Origin of the sequence: Umezawaea sp., assembly GCF_036375055.1 — a bacterium.
In the GTDB taxonomy this organism is placed as follows: domain Bacteria; phylum Actinomycetota; class Actinomycetes; order Mycobacteriales; family Pseudonocardiaceae; genus Umezawaea.
Genome location: NZ_DASUSQ010000165.1, coordinates 1 through 15,926, shown reverse-complemented (window position 1 = coordinate 15,926; position 15,926 = coordinate 1). Strand labels below are relative to the sequence as shown.

Sequence of the window (15,926 nt, the reverse complement as noted above, 5' to 3'; positions counted from 1 at the left end):
CACCTGTGGTCGATCAAGGGCGGTCGGCTCCGGTCAGGAGGAGTTCCTCGCCCACGGCAGGAAGTCCTGGTTCTGCGCGACCAACTCGTCGGCCAGCCGTTCCGCGGTGGCGTACTGCCCGATCAGCGGGTGGGCGAGCAGCGCGTTCGCCACCCGCTCCCGACCGCCGTGGACGGCCGCCTCCAGCGCCAGGTACTCGTACCCCGTCACGTTCGCGATCAACCCGGAGAACAGCGGTTCCACCGGCTCCACCGGCAGCGGCACCGCACCGTCCGAGGTGACCGCGGCGGGCACCTCCACCACGGCGTCGTCCGGCAGGAACGGCAGCGTGCCGTCGTTGCGCACGTTCACCACGTGCCGCTCCGCGCCGGTGCCCCCGGTGAGGGAGTGCACGAGCTGCACCGCCGCCTCCGAGTAGAAGGCACCGCCGCGCTGGGCGAGCTGCTCGGGCTTGGTCACCACCGCGGGGTCCGCGTAGATGTCCATCAGCTCCTCCTCCACCGCCGCCACGGTGTCCGCGCGCGGCACCTCCACCCGCTGCTTCTCCACGACCTCGTCGTGGTTGTAGAAGTAGTTGAGGTAGTACGACGGCACGGCGCCGATGCGCCGCATCAGCGGCAGCGGCAGCCGCATGTGCTCCGCCAGCGCGTCGCCGTGCTCGCCCAGCAGCTCCGGCAGCCGGTCGACGCCGTCGACGACCACGCTCCGCTCCCACGTCAGGTGGTTGAGCCCGACGTGGCCCAGCTCCACGGCGTCCGCCTCGACCCCCAGCACCGAGGCGGCCCACCGCTGGAACCCGATGGCCACGTTGCACAGCCCCACGGCCCGGTGGCCCGCCTGCTGGAGCGCCCGCGTCACGATGCCGACGGGGTTGGTGAAGTTGACGATCCACGTGTCCGGCCCGGCGACGGCCCGCACCCGGTCCGCGATGTCCAGCACCACCGGCACGGTCCGCAACGCCTTCGCGAGCCCGCCTGCCCCGGTGGTCTCCTGGCCGACGCAGCCGCAGGTCAGCGGGAACGTCTCGTCGGTCCGCCGCGCCGCCTGGCCGCCGACGCGCAGTTGCAGCAGCACGGCGGCGGCACCGTCGACACCCTCCTCCAGGTTCGCGGTGGTGGTGATCCTGGCCGGGTGGCCCGCGTGCGCCAGCAGCCGCTGGGCGAACGGGCCGATGACCGACAGGCGGTGCGCGTCCGGGTCGACCAGGACGATCTCGTCCACGTCCAGGCTGGTGCGGCGGCCTGCGATGCCGTCGATCAGCTCCGGCGTGTAGGTCGAACCGCCTCCGACAACGGTGAGCTTCATCCTTTGACTCCTGTGAAGGTGATTCCCCGCACGAACGACTTCTGCGCGAAGAGGAACAGCACCAGGACCGGGACCAGGACCAGGACGGTCGCGGCCATCGTGAGGTTCCACTGGGTCGTCCGGTGCATGCCGCGGAACGACGCGAGCGCGATGGACAGCGGCCAGCTGTCCTGGCGCTCGCCGACGTAGAGCAGCGGGCCGAAGTAGTCGTTCCACGTGTAGAGGAACGTGAACAGCGACGCGGCGGCGATGCCCGGCCTGGTCATGGGCAGCAGGACGCGGTAGAGGATCTGGAACTCGTTGCAGCCGTCGATCCTGGCGGCGTCGAGGTAGTCCTCCGGGATGGTCAGGAAGAACTGGCGCAGCAGGAAGATGCTGAACGCGTCGCCGACCAGGTAGGGCACGATCAGCGGCCACAGCGTGCCGGTCAGGCCCACGCCCGCCCACATGCTGTACAGCGGGACGGCGACGACCTGCGGCGGCAGCATCATGGCGGCGATCAGGAGCATGAACGCGGCGCCGCTGCCGCGGAACCTGAAGCGCGCCATGGCGTACGCCGCCGGGATGCTGGAGACCAGCATCCCGAGCGTCGCGACCCCCGAGTACACCAGCGAGTTGCCGAGGTAGCTCAGCATCGGCGCCCGCTCGAACACCGACGCGAAGTTGTCGAAGTGCCACTCGGTCGGCCACGTGTTCGCCGTGAGGGCCTGCTGGTCGGACATCACCGACGTGAGGAACACGAACAGCAGCGGCACGGTGAAGACCACGCCCATGACGAGCGCGATGCTGTGCACCGCGATCCAGTTCAGGACCTGGACCTTGTTCCTGCGCCGCTTGGGTACCCGCGGCGCGGGCGCGACCTCGCGGGGTTCGCTGAGCAGAGCGGTCATCAGCTCCTCGCCTCCTCGGAGTTCGCGGCGCGCAGCTGGCGGATGAGGATCGCGGTGAAGGCGAAGGACACGATGAACAGCACCACGGCCATCGCCGACGCGTAACCCATGTGGTAGGCCCGGAAGCCCTGCTGGTAGAGCCAGATCGGGAACGTCAGCGTCGAGTTGTTGGGGTACCCCATGACCTGGCTGTTGCCGACCATGCCCGCCGAACCCGACGCCACCGACCCGGCGACGACGGCCTGGGTGAAGTACTGGAGGGCGAAGATCACCGAGTTGACCACCCCGAACAGCAGCACGGGCGCGATCGTCGGCAGGGTGATCTTGCGGAACCGCATGACCGGGCCCGCGCCGTCGAGCTGCGCGGCCTCGTACAGCTCCTTGGGCACGTCCAGGATCGCGGCCAGGATGATGATCATGATCTCACCCGAGCCCCACAGCGTGAGCAGCGTCAGCGCGGGCTTCGACGTGGCCGGGTCGTTGAACCACAGCGGACCGTCGACGCCGAACCAGCCGAGCACGGTGTTCACCGGGCCGGTGCCGGGGTTGAACACGAAGACGAACGTCAGCGTGGCCGCGACCGGCGGGACCAGCGACGGCAGGTAGCAGAGGGTGCGGAGCAGGCTGTTGCCGGTGGTGACGCGCGCCAGGATCGACGCGACGCCGAGCCCGAACGCCACCCGCAGCGTCGTGATCACCACGACGAGCCACAGCGTGTTCGCCGCCGCTGTCTTGACCACCGGGTCGCCGGTGAACAGGTAGACGAAGTTGCGGAAGCCGACGAAGTCGGCCGTGTCGAGCCCGTTGTAGTTGGTCAGCGAGAAGTAGGCGGTGGCCAGCAGCGGGTAGATGAAGAACACCGAGACGCCGATGGCCCACGGCGCCAGGAAGAGGATCACCCACTTGCGGTTGCGGGCGCGGACCCCCGCCCGCCCCCGAGCGGGGGCGGGACGGGAGGTCGCGGGCTCCGCCGTCCGGCCGGGCAGGGTCGCGGTCACGGTGCCGACCTCACTTGCCGAGTGCCTTGGCGTCGTCGATCTGCTTGTCCAGCGTCGTCAGGCCCGCACCGAGGTCGGGGACCGAGCCGGACTGCCAGGACTCGCTGAAGTCCGACACGATCTTGAGGTACTGGTCGCCGATGGTGCTGGCGGGGTTGGACGTCAGGTTCTCGTTCTGGAAGGCGTCCAGGAACGGCTTGAACGTCTCGCCCAGCTTCAGGTCCGGGCTGCTCAGCGACGTCTTGGTGCTCGGCACGTTGTGCAGGCCGTTGGCCAGGCCGACCAGCGCGTCGGTGTCCGAGGTCAGGAACTTGACCAGGTCCCACGCGGCACCGGGGTTCTTGGCGCCCTTCGGGATGCCGATGATCGTGCCGGTCGTGTAGCCGCCGCCGTGGTTCTCGGGCTTCGACGTCGGGATCGTCGCCGTGCCGTAGTTCAGCGCGGGGGTCTGGTCCGCGATGAACGCCGTGCGGTACTCGCCGTCGATCGCCATCGCGACCTTGCCCGCGTGGAAGCCGTTGTCGGCGCTGTACTCCTGGCCGAGGCCGGCGGTGAACTTCTGGAGGTTCTCCCAGCCGTAGAAGTCGATGAGCTCCTTCTGCCAGGTGAACATGTCCTTCCAGCCCTGGTCCTGGCCGAGGATGGACCTGCCGTCCTTGTCGATCCACTTCGCGTCGAACATGGTCGCCACGATCTGCGGCTTGAACGCGTAGAAACCCATCTGCGGCAGGAAACCCGCGACCGCGATGGAGCCGTCGGGGTTCTTGACGGTCGTCCTCTTCGCGTAGTCCAGCAGCTCGGCCGTGGTCTTCGGCGGGGCCGTCAGACCGGCCGCGGCGAGCAGGTCCTTGTTGTAGTACAGGCCGTAGACGTCGGCCAGCATCGGCAGCGCGACGCGCTTCCCGTCGTACTCGGTGTAGTCGCGCACCGCCTGCGGGATGTCGTCCAGGTCGTACTCGTCGCGCTCGATGTAGGGCTTGAGGTCCTGCCACGCGCCGCTGGACGCGAACTGGCCGATGTTGTCCGTGGTGAACGAGATCGCCACGTCCGGCGGGTTGCCGCTGCGGATCGACTGGGTGATCTTGTCGTCGTCCTGGCTGCCCTGGTTCTCGATGGTGATGTTCGTGTGCTTGCCGTGGTACTTGTCCAGCGCTTCCTTGAGGATCCCCAGCTCGCGGTCGGAGAAGTTGCTCCAGACCTGGACCGTCACCGCCTGGTCCGCGCCGGGTGCCTCGGCGGGACCGGAAGCGGCGCCGCCGCCCGCGGTGCACGCGGCGGCCACGGCGCCTGCCGCGGCGACGGCAAGAGCTGACCGGAAGCGGAGCCGCGAACGGCCTGGCTTGGTGCGCATTGGCCCTCCTGGGGAGATCAACGGTGGGTGGGGTGGGCGAAGTCCACGGCGGCGGCGGCGCCGTGGTGCTGTCCTCGGAAGGGTTCGGTCGTGGCGGCGGGTAGGCCGAACACCTGTTCCCTGGCGACCGAGAGAGCCGTGTGCAGTGCGCCGGAGCGCACCGGCTTCCCGGTGACCAGCGCGAGCTGGACGGGGGTGCGGGGCACCACCAGTCGGCGGATCTCCGCCGAGACGAGGTCGACGAGGGTCGTGCCGCCCGCCTGGGCGACGTCGCCGGAGAGGAGGACGAGTTCGGGGTCCAGGACGCTGATCACGCCCGCGACGCCGGTGGCGATGCGGCGGGCCAGGTCGACCAGGAACTCGCGGCCCGCGGGGCCTGAGCTGAGGGCCTTGCGGACCGCGCCCTCGCCGGTGCGGGCCGCCACGCCGTGGGCGCGGGCCAGGCGGACCAGCGCGCCGTTGTCCATGAGTTCGCCGAAGGTGCCGCCGGAGCGGTCCGTGCCGGTCTCCGCCACGGCCCGGTCGGGGATCTGGAGGCCGTCGATCTCGCCCGCGCCGCCCGTGGCGCCGCGCAGCAGGACGCCGTTGACGACGACCGCGGCACCCACCGCGTCGGCGGGCCAGATGAGGACGAAGTCGCGGACCTCGGTGGCCCGGCCCGCGATCATCTCCTCCACGGCCACGAGGTTGACGTCGTTCTCGACGGTCACCGTGGTGCCCAGCAGGGCGTGCAGCTCGGCCGGCAGGTCGAACCCGCCCCAGCCCGGCATGTGCGGCGCGTAGGCGAGCTTGCCGGTGGCCGGGTCCACCGCGCCGGGGCTGCCCACCACGACGTGGTGGAGCGCGTCCGGGGTGAGTCCCGCCTGGCCCGTGGCCTTGCTGATGGCGCTGTGGAAGGCCTCCAGCACCTCGGCCTTGCCCGCCTTCGGCATCGGCGCGCTGTGCTCGGTGAGCAGCGCGCCGGAGATGTCGGCGATGGCGACGTCGACGTCGTCCGGCGTCAGGTCCACCGCGGCCACGTGCGCCAGGGCGCCGTTGACCGACCAGAGCTGGGCCCTCGGACCCCGGCCGCCGCCGCGCAAACCGTTGCGCAGGACGGTGTTCGACTCCTCCAGCCGGGTCAGCAGCTGCGCGGTCGCGGGCTTGGAGAGCCCGATCAGCCCTTCCAGCTCGGCTCTGGTGAGGGGGCCGTTGCGGAGCAGCGCCTCGATGGCGGCGCGGTCGTTGATCTCGCGCAGCAGTCGTGGGCTTCCGGCTCGCATCGGTTCTCCTGTCTGTTAACTTTCCAGACGATTTCGGGCAACCGTAGTAAGGGGCGTCACATTCGTCAATGCTCTTGCCGAACGCTGATGCGGGTCCGTTACCTGGGTAAGGTTTGCCTAAGGCAAGCTGGAGCCATGACCGAGACCCGTCAGGAGTCGCTGGCCGAACTGCTCGGAGGCCGCGGCGGGGCGGTGGACGCCTCGCTCCCGCCCGTCGCCTTCGTGGTCGGTTGGCTGGTCGCCGGGCAGTCCGTGGTCGTCGGGGCCTGGGCCGCCGTGCTGTGCGGCGTGCTGGTGGGGGCCGTCCGGCTGGCTCGGGGCGAACGCCCCCGCGCCGCCGTCGTGAGCGTGCTGATGGTCGTGGTCGCCGCGCTGGTCGCGCTCTACACCGGTCGGGCCGAGGACTTCTTCCTCGTCCAACTGCTGTCCAACGTGGCGAGCGCCTTGCTGTGGGCCGCGAGCATCGTGGTGCGGTGGCCGCTGCTCGGCGTCGTCGTCGGGATCGTGGTCGGCCAGCGGACCCGGTGGCGGAAGGACCCCGACCTGCTGCGGGCCTACGGGATCGCCAGCTGGGCCTGGGTCGGGCAGTACGTGCTCCGCGTCGTCGTCTTCGGATCGCTGTGGCTGACCGGGCAGGTCGTGGCCCTCGGGATCGCCCGCGCCGCGCTGACCTGGCCGTTGCAGGCGGTGTGCCTGGCCGCGTCGTGGTGGCTGCTGCGCCGGGCGCTGCCGGAGGACCACCCAGGGCTGCGGCACCCCAGGGTCGAGGACTGACCGGTCAGACCGGCCTGGGCGCCGTCGGGCCCAGCAGGGCGACCGCGGCCAGCCACGCCGCGCCCGCCGCACCCTCGGTCGCGACCCGCACCGTCGCCCCCGACCGCGTCCTGAGCATGGCCCGCAGGCGGTCGCCGACCGGGCTCGACGGACCCACCAGGCTGCCCACCAGCACGATCGGCGTGGTCTCGCCGGGGTTCCTCGCGGCCATCGCGGTGTCCGCCAGGTGGCCCGCCGCCGCCTCCACGATCTCCCGCGCGTGCGGGTCGTGGTCGGCCGCCATGGCGCTGACCAGGGGCGCGTACCTCGCCAGGCCGATCGGCGGGGCGCCGTTCACCACGGTGATCAGCCTCGACCACATGCGGCGCCGGTCGGTGGTCTCCACCAGAGACATGCCCAGCACGGCCTCCGCCAGCGCCGACAGCGGCTCGTCGGTCTCCAGCTGGCCCAGCGTGTCCCGGACCGCCGAGCGGCCCATCCAGAACGCCGAGCCCTCGTCGCCCAGCAGCCAGCCGTAGCCGCCGCTGGTCCGCTCCATCCGGTGACCGACGATCCTGGCCGCGATCGAGCCGGTGCCCGCCACCAGCACCGTGCCGTCCGGGGAGGCCGAGCCCGCCGCGAACGCCGCCTCGCTGTCGCTCACCACGCGCATCGGGCACCGCAGGCCCGCGCCCGTCCACGCCTCCTCGAAGAGGGTGGCCACCGCCGGGTCCGTCAGCTTGCTGGAGCCCGCCATGCCCAGCACCCCGGACCTGACCTTGCGGACGTCCAGGCCGTCCAGCGCGGCGCGCAGCGCGTCGCGGACCTGGGCGGCGGCCCTCGCGGGCGGGTGGGAGTTGGGGTTCGCGCCGCCCGCCACACCCGCTCCGAGCCTCGTGCCGTCCAGGTCCAGCACGACCGCCCTGGTCGAGGTGCCGCCGGCGTCCAGTCCCACCACGAAGCCCATTCGACCGAGTATGCCCAGAACGGGACGGGCCCGGCACACCCAACCGGGTACGCCGGGCCCACGATCCGGAGTGGTCAGTCGCCGTCGGTGACCTTCAGCGGCCGGGCGCGCTCGCCGGTCGCGTTGTGGTGCTGGAGGACCAGCAGCGCGTCCGCCCCGTCGGCGGCCAGCGCGGCGGGGTCGCGGGTGACGGCCAGCGCGGTGCCGTCACCGACCTCGTAGGACAGCGCCGCGGCCCCGCTGCCCCGGAACCACAGGCCCGGCTTGAGCGGGTCGAACGACATCGGGGTGGCGATGCGGTCGACGAAACCGTCCTCGCTGTCCGGCGCGGGGTAGTCGCCGTCGGTGCCCACGGTGTAGCTGATGCGGTGCGACGCCCCGGCGGGGTCGATGCCCAGCGCGGTCAGCGCCACCGGCAGCACCACGACGTTCGAGTCCATGACGTTGGTGTCGACGTCGCCGTACTGGCCGTTGACCGGCTGTTCGTCCACAACGGTCCCGTCGGCGGACCGCGTGCGCGCCAGCCACACGTCCGCCGTGACGTTCCCGGCGGAGTCCTCGGGCTTGGCGACCGACGTGGTGAAGTCGGCCTCGCCGTCGCCGGTCGTGTCGATCGAGACCTCCGGGGTGTTGCCGCTGCCGAGCGTGGTCCAGTTCCCCCACGTGGCGACGCCGAACGCGAGCAGAGCGTCGGCGGACGTGCCCTGCTCCCTCGCCAGGGGCGCGGTGGAGGCGGCGCCCACGTAGCGGAGGTCACCGCCCCTGGCGGTCGCGTTGACGGCGCAGTCGGTCTTCCGGTCGGTCCCGCAGTCGGGCATCTGCTCGCTGGTGCCCTGGAGCTCGAAGGCGCTGAGCAGCGAGCGGTAGGCGAGGTCGGCCTCGCCCTGGTCGAGACCACGACCGCTGGTGGTCAGGACGCCCTGGTCACCGGTGAACGCGACCGCGTCGGTGAGGTCGGCCACGGGCTTGGGGGCCGCGTAGACCGGGACGCGCAGGGTCGTGGAGCTCGCGGCGGGGTCGACGAGCAGGACCCCGGACGCCTCCGCCAGGTACTGCCGGGCCTGGTCGGCCTGCTCCCTCACCAGGGTCGGGTCGGCGGTCCTGCGCAGCTCGGTCGGGTCGGCGACGCGCAGGGTCACCCCGACGCGGGCCACGTCGAGCGGCTTGAGCAGCACCAGCGGAGTCGAGACCTCGACGGCGACGCCGGGGACGGACGTCGTCGCCCGGTAGGAGATCCGCGCGGTGCGGGGCCGGGTGCTCTTGTTGACGACCTTCACCGTCTTGGTCAGCGCGACCGGGCCGCCCACCTCCACCGGGCCGAAGGACACGCCGACCGAGCCGGGGTCGTCCTCGACCATGGCCAGCACCTCGGTGTCGAGGGCCGCGCGGGCGTCGACCCGGCCCGCGCCGACCCGCATGGGGGCCTCGGTGGTGCCCGTCGTGTTGTCGTCGCCGGACGTCACGGTCGCGCCCGCGGTGTTCACCACCGCGGCCTTGACCTCCTCCGGCGACCAGTCCGGGTGGGCCTCGCGGACCATCGCCGCGATGCCCGAGACGTGCGGGGCCGACATGGAGGTGCCGCCCTTGCTCACCGCGCCCGAGCCGGTGCCGACGTCCGCCGACAGGATCGTGTCGCCGGGTGCCGCGACGTCCGGCTTGGCCGCCGTCGCCCCGCGCGAGCCCCTGGACGAGGTCGGGGTGATGGTGTCCGCGAGCTTCGGGGTGGTGGTGGGCACGTTGTCGCGCAGCGCGCCGGTCATCCGCACCCGCGGGGTGCCGTCCGCGAGCGCGGGCCGCACCGCGTCGGTCGCGGTGCTGGTCAGCTGGAAGACCGGGATCTCCTCGTTGCCCGCGATGCTCGCGACGAAGTTGTCGCGGCTGGAGGTCAGGACGACACCGGTCGCGCCCGCGGCGTGCGCGTTGTCGGTGCGCACCGCCGAGCCGCACTCGCGGGTCGACTCGTCGTCGTCCCACTCCAGCCAGGCGACCCTGCCCGCCACGACCGCCCTGTCGGCGTCGGAGAACGGGTCGCAGCCGTCGGTGTTGGCCGGGTCGGTCGGCGCGACGGTCTCGGCGGTCAGGTCGAGCGCGTCGTAGCCGGTGAAGTTCTGGCTGTACTGGCCGGGCCGGGTGGCACCGGCCACCTCGATCCCGTCGAAGACCGCGAAGGCGTCCCTCGTGTTCGCCACGGCCAGCGCTTCCGGGGTGTTGGCGGGCGAGCCGCCCACGTCGTAGAAGTCGCCGCCGTTGCCCGCCGAGGCGACGACCAGCACGCCCGCCTGGGTGACCTTGCGGACGAACAGGGAGTCCGGGTCGTCCTGGCTGGTGTAGTCGCTGCCGAGCGACATGTTGAGCACGTCGAGGTGGTCGGAGAAGTCGCCGTCGCCGTTCGGGTCGAGCGACCAGTCCATCGCCTCCGTGGTGAGGTTCGTGCTGCCCTCGCAGCCGAAGACCTTCAGCGCGTAGAGGGACGCCCTCGGTGCGGTGCCGGGCCCGATCTTCATCGTGGCGAGCGCGTCGGCGTCGAGCGCCGCGTAGTCGCCGGTGAACGTGGAGCCGTCGGCGTTCTCGCCGTAGCCCGCGGCCGTGCCCGCGACGTGGGTGCCGTGGCTGCCGCAGTCGAGCGGGTTGCCGTCCGGCTTCGGCGTGGACTTCTCCGGATCGCGGGCGTCGTAGTCGTCGCCCGCGAAGTCCTTGCCGCCCACCACCTTCGCGGTGGGGAAGACGCCGGGGACCACGGTCGTGCGGTCGACCGCGTCGTAGGCCTCGACGGTGCCGGGACCGCCGAAGTCGGCGTGCGTGTAGTCGATGCCGGTGTCGATCACGCCGATGCGCACGCCGTCGCCGAGGCGGCCGGTCCGCCGCCACACCTCCAGCGCCCCGGTGAGCTGGACGGCGGCGGAGTTCTGCACGACCTTCGGCACGGTCAGCCTGACGGACCTCACCTCGGGAAGGGCGACCAGCTCGCGGATCTCGGCGGCGTCGGCCGTGACGACCACGCCGGAGACGGCGTTGGACGTCCTGGCGACCCGCTTCGCCGCCGCGTCCCGGCCGCGGAGCACGTCGACGACACGGTCGGCGGCGGCGTCGCTGCGCCGCCTCGCCTCCTTCGCGGCGGTGCCCGCCTGCTCGCCGCTCTCACCCCTGGCCCTGGCGGCGTTGGAGGTGTCGACCGCCGGGGCCTCGGTCAGCTCGACGAACGCGGTCACGGTGCCCGTCGCGGTGGTCAGCGACCCGCCGACCTGCTCGGACGTGCCCCCCGGCCGGGGTTCGCCCGTGGCGGCGGGCACGGACACGGCCGTCGGGGCCGGTGGGGCGGCCGACGCGACCTGCGTGGTGTGCAGGAGGGCCGCCACCAGCAGCGCCGAGGTCGCGAGCGCTCCGGCGGACCGGGGGGTCCGGTGGTTGTTCATGACCTTCCTTCGTCAGGCGGCGGGGCGGACTGGAGGGCACCGCTCCGGCCTTCAGTCGCACGGTGTTCCTCCCAACGGGGGGTTGATGGGCCTCTGGTCCTGTGCAGGTGACCGTGCTGGAGGACCATTCATCGGACGACTTCGCCGCTCTGGTCTAGACGGGAACCGTCCCTGCGAGCTATACATCCGATGTATTGCGTCACGACGAGGAGGAACAGCCGTGCAGTTCTTGCGTCTCGGAGAACCGGGATCCGAACGTCCCGCGGTCCGCCACGACGGCAGCACGTACGACCTCGCGCCGCTCACCGCGGACGTCGACGGCCGGTTCCTCGAAGCGGGTGGCGTCGGCGCCACGAGGGCCGCGCTGGCGGCGGGTGAGCTGCCCGTGCTGGACGAGGCGGGCCTGCGCGTCGGGCCGCCGATCGCGGCCCCCGGCAAGGTGGTCTGCATCGGCCTCAACTACCGCGACCACGCGGAGGAGACCGGCGCGGCCATCCCCGCCGAACCCGTCGTGTTCCTCAAGACGGCCGACACGATCGTGGGCCCGTACGACGAGGTGCTCATCCCGCGCGGGTCGGTCAAGACCGACTGGGAGGTCGAGCTGGGCGTCGTGATCGGCCGGACCGCGCGGTACGTGGAGTCCGACGCCGACGCGCTGGCCTGCGTCGCCGGGTACGTGCTGTCGCACGACGTGTCCGAGCGGGAGTTCCAGATCGAGCGCGGCGGCACGTGGGACAAGGGCAAGAACTGCGAGACGTTCAACCCGCTCGGCCCCTTCCTCGTGCCCGCCGACGAGGTCGCCGACCCCCAGCGGCTGGACCTGCGGCTGTGGGTGAACGGCGAGCCGAGGCAGGACTCCTCCACCAAGAACATGATCTTCCCGGTGGCCGAGGTCGTGCGCTACCTGAGCCGGTTCATGGTCCTTCGACCGGGTGACCTCATCAACACCGGCACGCCCGCGGGCGTGGCGCTCGGCCAGCCGGACCCGAAGCCGTACCTGCGGGAGGGCGACGTGGTGGAGCTGGAGATCGAGGGACTGGGCAGGCAGAAGCAAACGTTCGGGCAGGCCTGAGCATGGCCGCCGTCGTCGGGCTCGACGTGCTCGACATCCGGTTCCCGACCTCCCGCGAGCTGGACGGCTCGGACGCGATGAACCCGGACCCGGACTACTCGGCCGCCTACGTGGTGCTGCGCACCGACGACGGCCCGGACGGCTACGGCCTCGCGTTCACGATCGGCCGGGGCAACGACGTGCAGGCCGCCGCGATCCGCGCGCTCGCCCCGCACGTCGTCGGCAGGCCCGTCCCCGAGGACGCCGCCGCGCTCGCCGCCCTGTCCGCCGAGCTGATCGGCGACTCGCAGCTGCGCTGGCTCGGCCCGGAGAAGGGCGTCGTGCACATGGCCGTCGGCGCGGTGGTCAACGCCGCGTGGGACCTGGCCTCGCGCCGGGCCGGACTGCCGCTGTGGCGGTTCCTGGCGGCGATGACGCCGGAGGAGGTCGTCGGGCTGGTCGACTTCCGCTACCTCTCCGACGCGCTCACGCCCGCCGAGGCGCTGGAGCTGCTCCGCGCCGGTCAGGAGGGGCGGGACGAGCGGATCGCGCTGCTGGAGCGCGACGGCTACCCGGCCTACACGACCTCGCCCGGCTGGCTCGGGTACTCCGACGACAAGCTGGCCGGGCTGGCCAGGCAGGCCGTCGCCGACGGCTTCTCGATGATCAAGCTCAAGGTCGGCGGCGACCTCGGCGACGACGTGCGGCGGATGAAGCTCGCCCGCGAGGTCGTCGGCCCGGACGTCCGCGTCGCGGTCGACGCCAACCAGCGCTGGGACGTCGGCACGGCCGTCGACTGGATGCGCGAGCTGGCGCCGTACGACCCGTACTGGATCGAGGAGCCGACCTCGCCGGACGACGTCCTCGGCCACCGGGCCGTCGCTCGGGCGGTCGCGCCGATCAAGGTCGCGACCGGCGAGCACGTGCAGAACCGCGTGGTGTTCAAGCAACTGCTCCAGGCCGGAGCGCTCGACGTGCTCCAGCTCGACGCGTGCCGGGTCGCGGGCGTGAACGAGAACGTCGCGATCCTGCTGCTGGCCAAGAAGTTCGGCGTCCCGGTGTGCCCGCACGCGGGCGGGGTCGGGCTGTGCGAACTGGTCAGGCACCTGTCGATGTTCGACTACGCGGCGGTGTCCGGGACGATGGACGACCGCGTGATCGAGTGGGTCGACCACCTGCACGACCACTTCCTGGACCCGGCCGTGGTGCGCGACGGCCGGTACCTCGCACCGACCCTGCCGGGGTTCTCCGCACGGCTCAAGGACGAGACGCTGGCCGCCTACCGCTACCCCGACGGTCCGGTGTGGACGGCCCTGGCAACGGAGGCGTCATGACCGACTTCACCGACCTGGTCGCCGTGGTGACCGGTGGCGCGTCCGGGATCGGCCTGGCGACCGCGACGCTGCTCGCCTCGCGCGGCGCGCGGGTGGCCTGCCTGGACCTCGACGCCGACGGCGTCGGGGCCCCGCTGCTCGGCCTCACCGCGGACGTGACCGACGACGAGGGCGTGCGGGCCGCCGTGGCCGCCGTCGTCGAGGAGTTCGGCCGCATCGACGTCGTGGTGAACAACGCGGGCATCGGCGCGCAGGGCGACGTGGCGGCGAACTCCGACGACGAGTGGCGCAGGGTGCTCGACGTGAACGTGCTCGGCATGGTCAGGGTGTCGCGGGCGGCGCTGCCGCACCTGCGCGAGTCGCCGTCCGCGGCGATCGTGAACACCTGCTCCGTCGCGGCGTGGGCCGGGCTGCCGCAGCGCGCGCTGTACTCGGCCAGCAAGGGCGCGGTGCACGCGTTGACGCTGGCCATGGCCGCGGACCACGTGCGCGAGGGCATCCGGGTCAACGCGGTCGCCCCCGGCACCGCCGACACCCCGTGGATCGGGCGGCTGCTCGACGCCGCGCCGGACCCGGACGCCGAGCGCGCCTCGCTGGAGGCCCGCCAGCCGCACGGTCGGCTCGTGTCGGCCGACGAGGTCGCCGGTGCCGTGGCGTACCTGGCCTCGCCGCTGTCGGGGTCGACGACGGGCACGATCCTCGCCGTCGACGGCGGCATGCACGGACTGCGGCTGAGGCCCACGCCCTGAAGGAGTTCACCGTGAAGGTTTCGTTGTCGCGCTTGGGGTTCGGTGCCGCACCGATCGGCAACCTGTACCGCGAGGTCTCCGACGACCAGGCGCACGCGGCCGTGGACGCGGCGTGGGACAGCGGGGTCCGGTACTTCGACACCGCCCCGCACTACGGGCTCGGGCTGTCCGAACGGCGGCTCGGCGAGGCCCTCGCCGGTCGGCCGCGGTCGGAGTACGTGGTCTCCACCAAGGTCGGGCGGCTGCTGGAGCCGTTCGACGGCGGCGGCGACGACCTGGCCGAGGGGTTCGCCGTGCCCGCGACGTCCCGGCGGGTGTGGGACTTCAGCGCGGACGGCGTGCGGCGGTCGCTGGAGTCGTCGCTGGAGCGGCTGGGCACCGACCACGTCGACGTCGTGTACCTGCACGACCCGGACGACCACTGGGAGCAGGCGTCCCGCGAGGGGGTGCCCGCGCTGGTCGAGCTGCGCGAGCAGGGTGTGGTCGGGGCGATCGGGGTCGGCATGAACCAGTGGCGGATGCCCGCCCGGTTCATCCGCGAGACCGACGTCGACGTGGTGATGCTGGCGGGCCGGTACACGCTGCTGGAGCAGACCGCGCTGCCGGAGTTCCTGCCGCTGTGCCTGGAGCGCGGGGTGCCCGTGGTGGCCGCGGGCGTCTTCAACTCCGGCCTGCTGTCGCGCCCCTCGGTGCCCGACGGCGCCAAGTACGACTACGCCGACGCGCCCGCCGAGGTGCTGGACCGGGCCCGGAGGATCGCCGCGGTGTGCGACGGGCACGGGGTCGCGCTGCCGCGGGTGGCGATCCGGTTCGCGCTCGGGCACCCGGCCGTCGCGAGCGTCGTGATCGGGGCGCGGACGGCGGAGCAGATGCGGTCGAACGCGGCGAGCTTCGCCGCGCCGATCCCGGCCGAGCTGTGGACGTCGTTGCGGGACGAGGGGCTGCTCGGCGCGGAGGTGCCGGTTCCGTGATCGTCGACGCGCACCACCACCTGTGGGACCTGGACGTGCGGGACCAGGGGTGGATCACCGATCCGCCGATGGGGGTCCTGCGCCGCAGCTTCGGCGTGGCCGACCTCGACGAGCGGGCGAAGGCCTCCGGCGTCACGCGGACGGTGCTGGTGCAGACCGTCACCGTGCCGGAGGAGACGCCGGAGCTCCTGGCCGTCGCCGAGGACTCCGAGCTGGTCGGCGCGGTGGTCGGCTGGACGGACCTGACCGCGCCGGACGTGGCGGACGCCCTCGCCGGGCTGGCGGAGGCGCGCGGCGGGTCGTGGCTGCGGGGCGTCCGGCACCAGGTGCAGGGCGAGCCGGACCCGGAGTGGTTGTGCCGCGGGGACGTCCGGCGCGGGCTGGCCGCCGTGGGCCGGGCCGGGTTGGTGTACGAGCTGCTGACGCTGCCGGGCCAGCTCACCGCGGCGCGGCGGACCGCCGCCGCGCTGCCGGACGTGCGGTTCGTGGTGGACCACTGCTCGAAGCCGCCGATCGCGTCCGGCGACCTGGAGGGCTGGATCGAGCCGATCAGGTCGCTCGCGGCGCACGACAACGTGACGTGCAAGGTGTCCGGGCTGGTCACGGAGGCCGACTGGGCCCGGTGGACGGTGGACGACCTGCGGCCGTGCTTCGAGGTCGTGCTGGACGCGTTCGGGCCGGAGCGGCTGATGTTCGGGTCGGACTGGCCGGTGTGCCTGCTGGCGGCGGAGTACGCCGACGTCGTGGCGGCGGCGCGGGAGCTGACCGGCGAGCTGTCGGGGGCCGAGCGCGCGATGGTCTTCGCGGGCACCGCGACCGGGGTCTACGGCTTGGCACCGCAGGACGGGACCGGCTGACGCGGGGTCGTGGGGGGGCGGGCCC

General features: G+C 72.5%; 13 protein-coding genes. 6 read left to right on the top strand and 7 right to left on the bottom strand.

Going from position 1 to position 15,926, the window contains the following annotated elements:
- Positions 1–33: 33 nt before the first annotated feature.
- The 5 genes from VFZ92_RS38775 to VFZ92_RS38755 are packed head-to-tail and all read right to left on the bottom strand — an operon-like array spanning position 34 to position 5,806.
- Positions 34–1,305: a 6-phospho-beta-glucosidase gene (locus VFZ92_RS38775; protein WP_330882463.1), complete on the bottom strand. Its 1,272-nt coding sequence runs from the start codon at positions 1,303–1,305 to the stop codon at positions 34–36.
- On the bottom strand, positions 1,302–2,195 hold the full coding sequence (locus VFZ92_RS38770; RefSeq protein WP_330882461.1) for a carbohydrate ABC transporter permease: 894 nt from the start codon (positions 2,193–2,195) through the stop codon (positions 1,302–1,304). Before VFZ92_RS38770 ends, VFZ92_RS38775 begins: the two co-directional genes overlap by 4 nt.
- Positions 2,195–3,193 carry a sugar ABC transporter permease gene (locus VFZ92_RS38765; RefSeq protein WP_330882458.1) on the bottom strand — a complete coding sequence of 333 codons (999 nt, stop codon included), beginning with the start codon at positions 3,191–3,193 and terminating at the stop codon, positions 2,195–2,197. The genes VFZ92_RS38770 and VFZ92_RS38765 overlap by 1 nt, the downstream gene beginning before the upstream one ends.
- A gap of 10 nt (positions 3,194–3,203) precedes the next feature.
- The gene (locus tag VFZ92_RS38760; RefSeq protein ID WP_330882456.1) at positions 3,204–4,544 is read right to left on the bottom strand and encodes an ABC transporter substrate-binding protein; all 1,341 of its coding nucleotides are present in this window, start codon (positions 4,542–4,544) and stop codon (positions 3,204–3,206) included.
- Between the two features lie 17 nt (positions 4,545–4,561).
- Complete coding sequence (locus tag VFZ92_RS38755; RefSeq protein WP_330882454.1) at positions 4,562–5,806, bottom strand: ROK family transcriptional regulator; 1,245 nt, start codon at positions 5,804–5,806, stop codon at positions 4,562–4,564.
- A gap of 135 nt (positions 5,807–5,941) precedes the next feature.
- On the opposite strand from VFZ92_RS38755, the gene VFZ92_RS38750 reads away from it, so the two are divergent.
- Positions 5,942–6,580, top strand: coding sequence for a DUF3159 domain-containing protein (locus VFZ92_RS38750; protein WP_330882452.1), 639 nt, complete (start codon positions 5,942–5,944; stop codon positions 6,578–6,580).
- 4 nt (positions 6,581–6,584) lie between these two features.
- Here VFZ92_RS38750 and VFZ92_RS38745 read toward each other — a convergent pair whose 3' ends face one another.
- Positions 6,585–7,526 (bottom strand): N-acetylglucosamine kinase, encoded by a 942-nt coding sequence (locus VFZ92_RS38745; RefSeq protein ID WP_330882450.1) that lies wholly within the window; start codon positions 7,524–7,526, stop codon positions 6,585–6,587.
- A 74-nt stretch (positions 7,527–7,600) separates the two neighbouring features.
- The gene (locus tag VFZ92_RS38740) at positions 7,601–10,939 is read right to left on the bottom strand and encodes a S8 family peptidase (protein ID WP_330882448.1); all 3,339 of its coding nucleotides are present in this window, start codon (positions 10,937–10,939) and stop codon (positions 7,601–7,603) included.
- Between the two features lie 220 nt (positions 10,940–11,159).
- On the opposite strand from VFZ92_RS38740, the gene VFZ92_RS38735 reads away from it, so the two are divergent.
- The 5 genes from VFZ92_RS38735 to VFZ92_RS38715 are packed head-to-tail and all read left to right on the top strand — an operon-like array spanning position 11,160 to position 15,901.
- Complete coding sequence (locus tag VFZ92_RS38735) at positions 11,160–12,011, top strand: fumarylacetoacetate hydrolase family protein (protein WP_330882446.1); 852 nt, start codon at positions 11,160–11,162, stop codon at positions 12,009–12,011.
- A 2-nt stretch (positions 12,012–12,013) separates the two neighbouring features.
- Positions 12,014–13,324 carry an enolase C-terminal domain-like protein gene (locus VFZ92_RS38730; RefSeq protein WP_330882444.1) on the top strand — a complete coding sequence of 437 codons (1,311 nt, stop codon included), beginning with the start codon at positions 12,014–12,016 and terminating at the stop codon, positions 13,322–13,324.
- Entirely contained in the window at positions 13,321–14,073 is a 753-nt protein-coding gene (locus VFZ92_RS38725; protein WP_330882442.1) for an SDR family oxidoreductase, read from the top strand. Before VFZ92_RS38730 ends, VFZ92_RS38725 begins: the two co-directional genes overlap by 4 nt.
- A gap of 11 nt (positions 14,074–14,084) precedes the next feature.
- On the top strand, positions 14,085–15,044 hold the full coding sequence (locus VFZ92_RS38720) for an aldo/keto reductase (RefSeq protein WP_330882440.1): 960 nt from the start codon (positions 14,085–14,087) through the stop codon (positions 15,042–15,044).
- Entirely contained in the window at positions 15,044–15,901 is an 858-nt protein-coding gene (locus tag VFZ92_RS38715) for an amidohydrolase family protein (RefSeq protein ID WP_414720110.1), read from the top strand. Before VFZ92_RS38720 ends, VFZ92_RS38715 begins: the two co-directional genes overlap by 1 nt.
- Positions 15,902–15,926 lie beyond the last annotated feature (25 nt).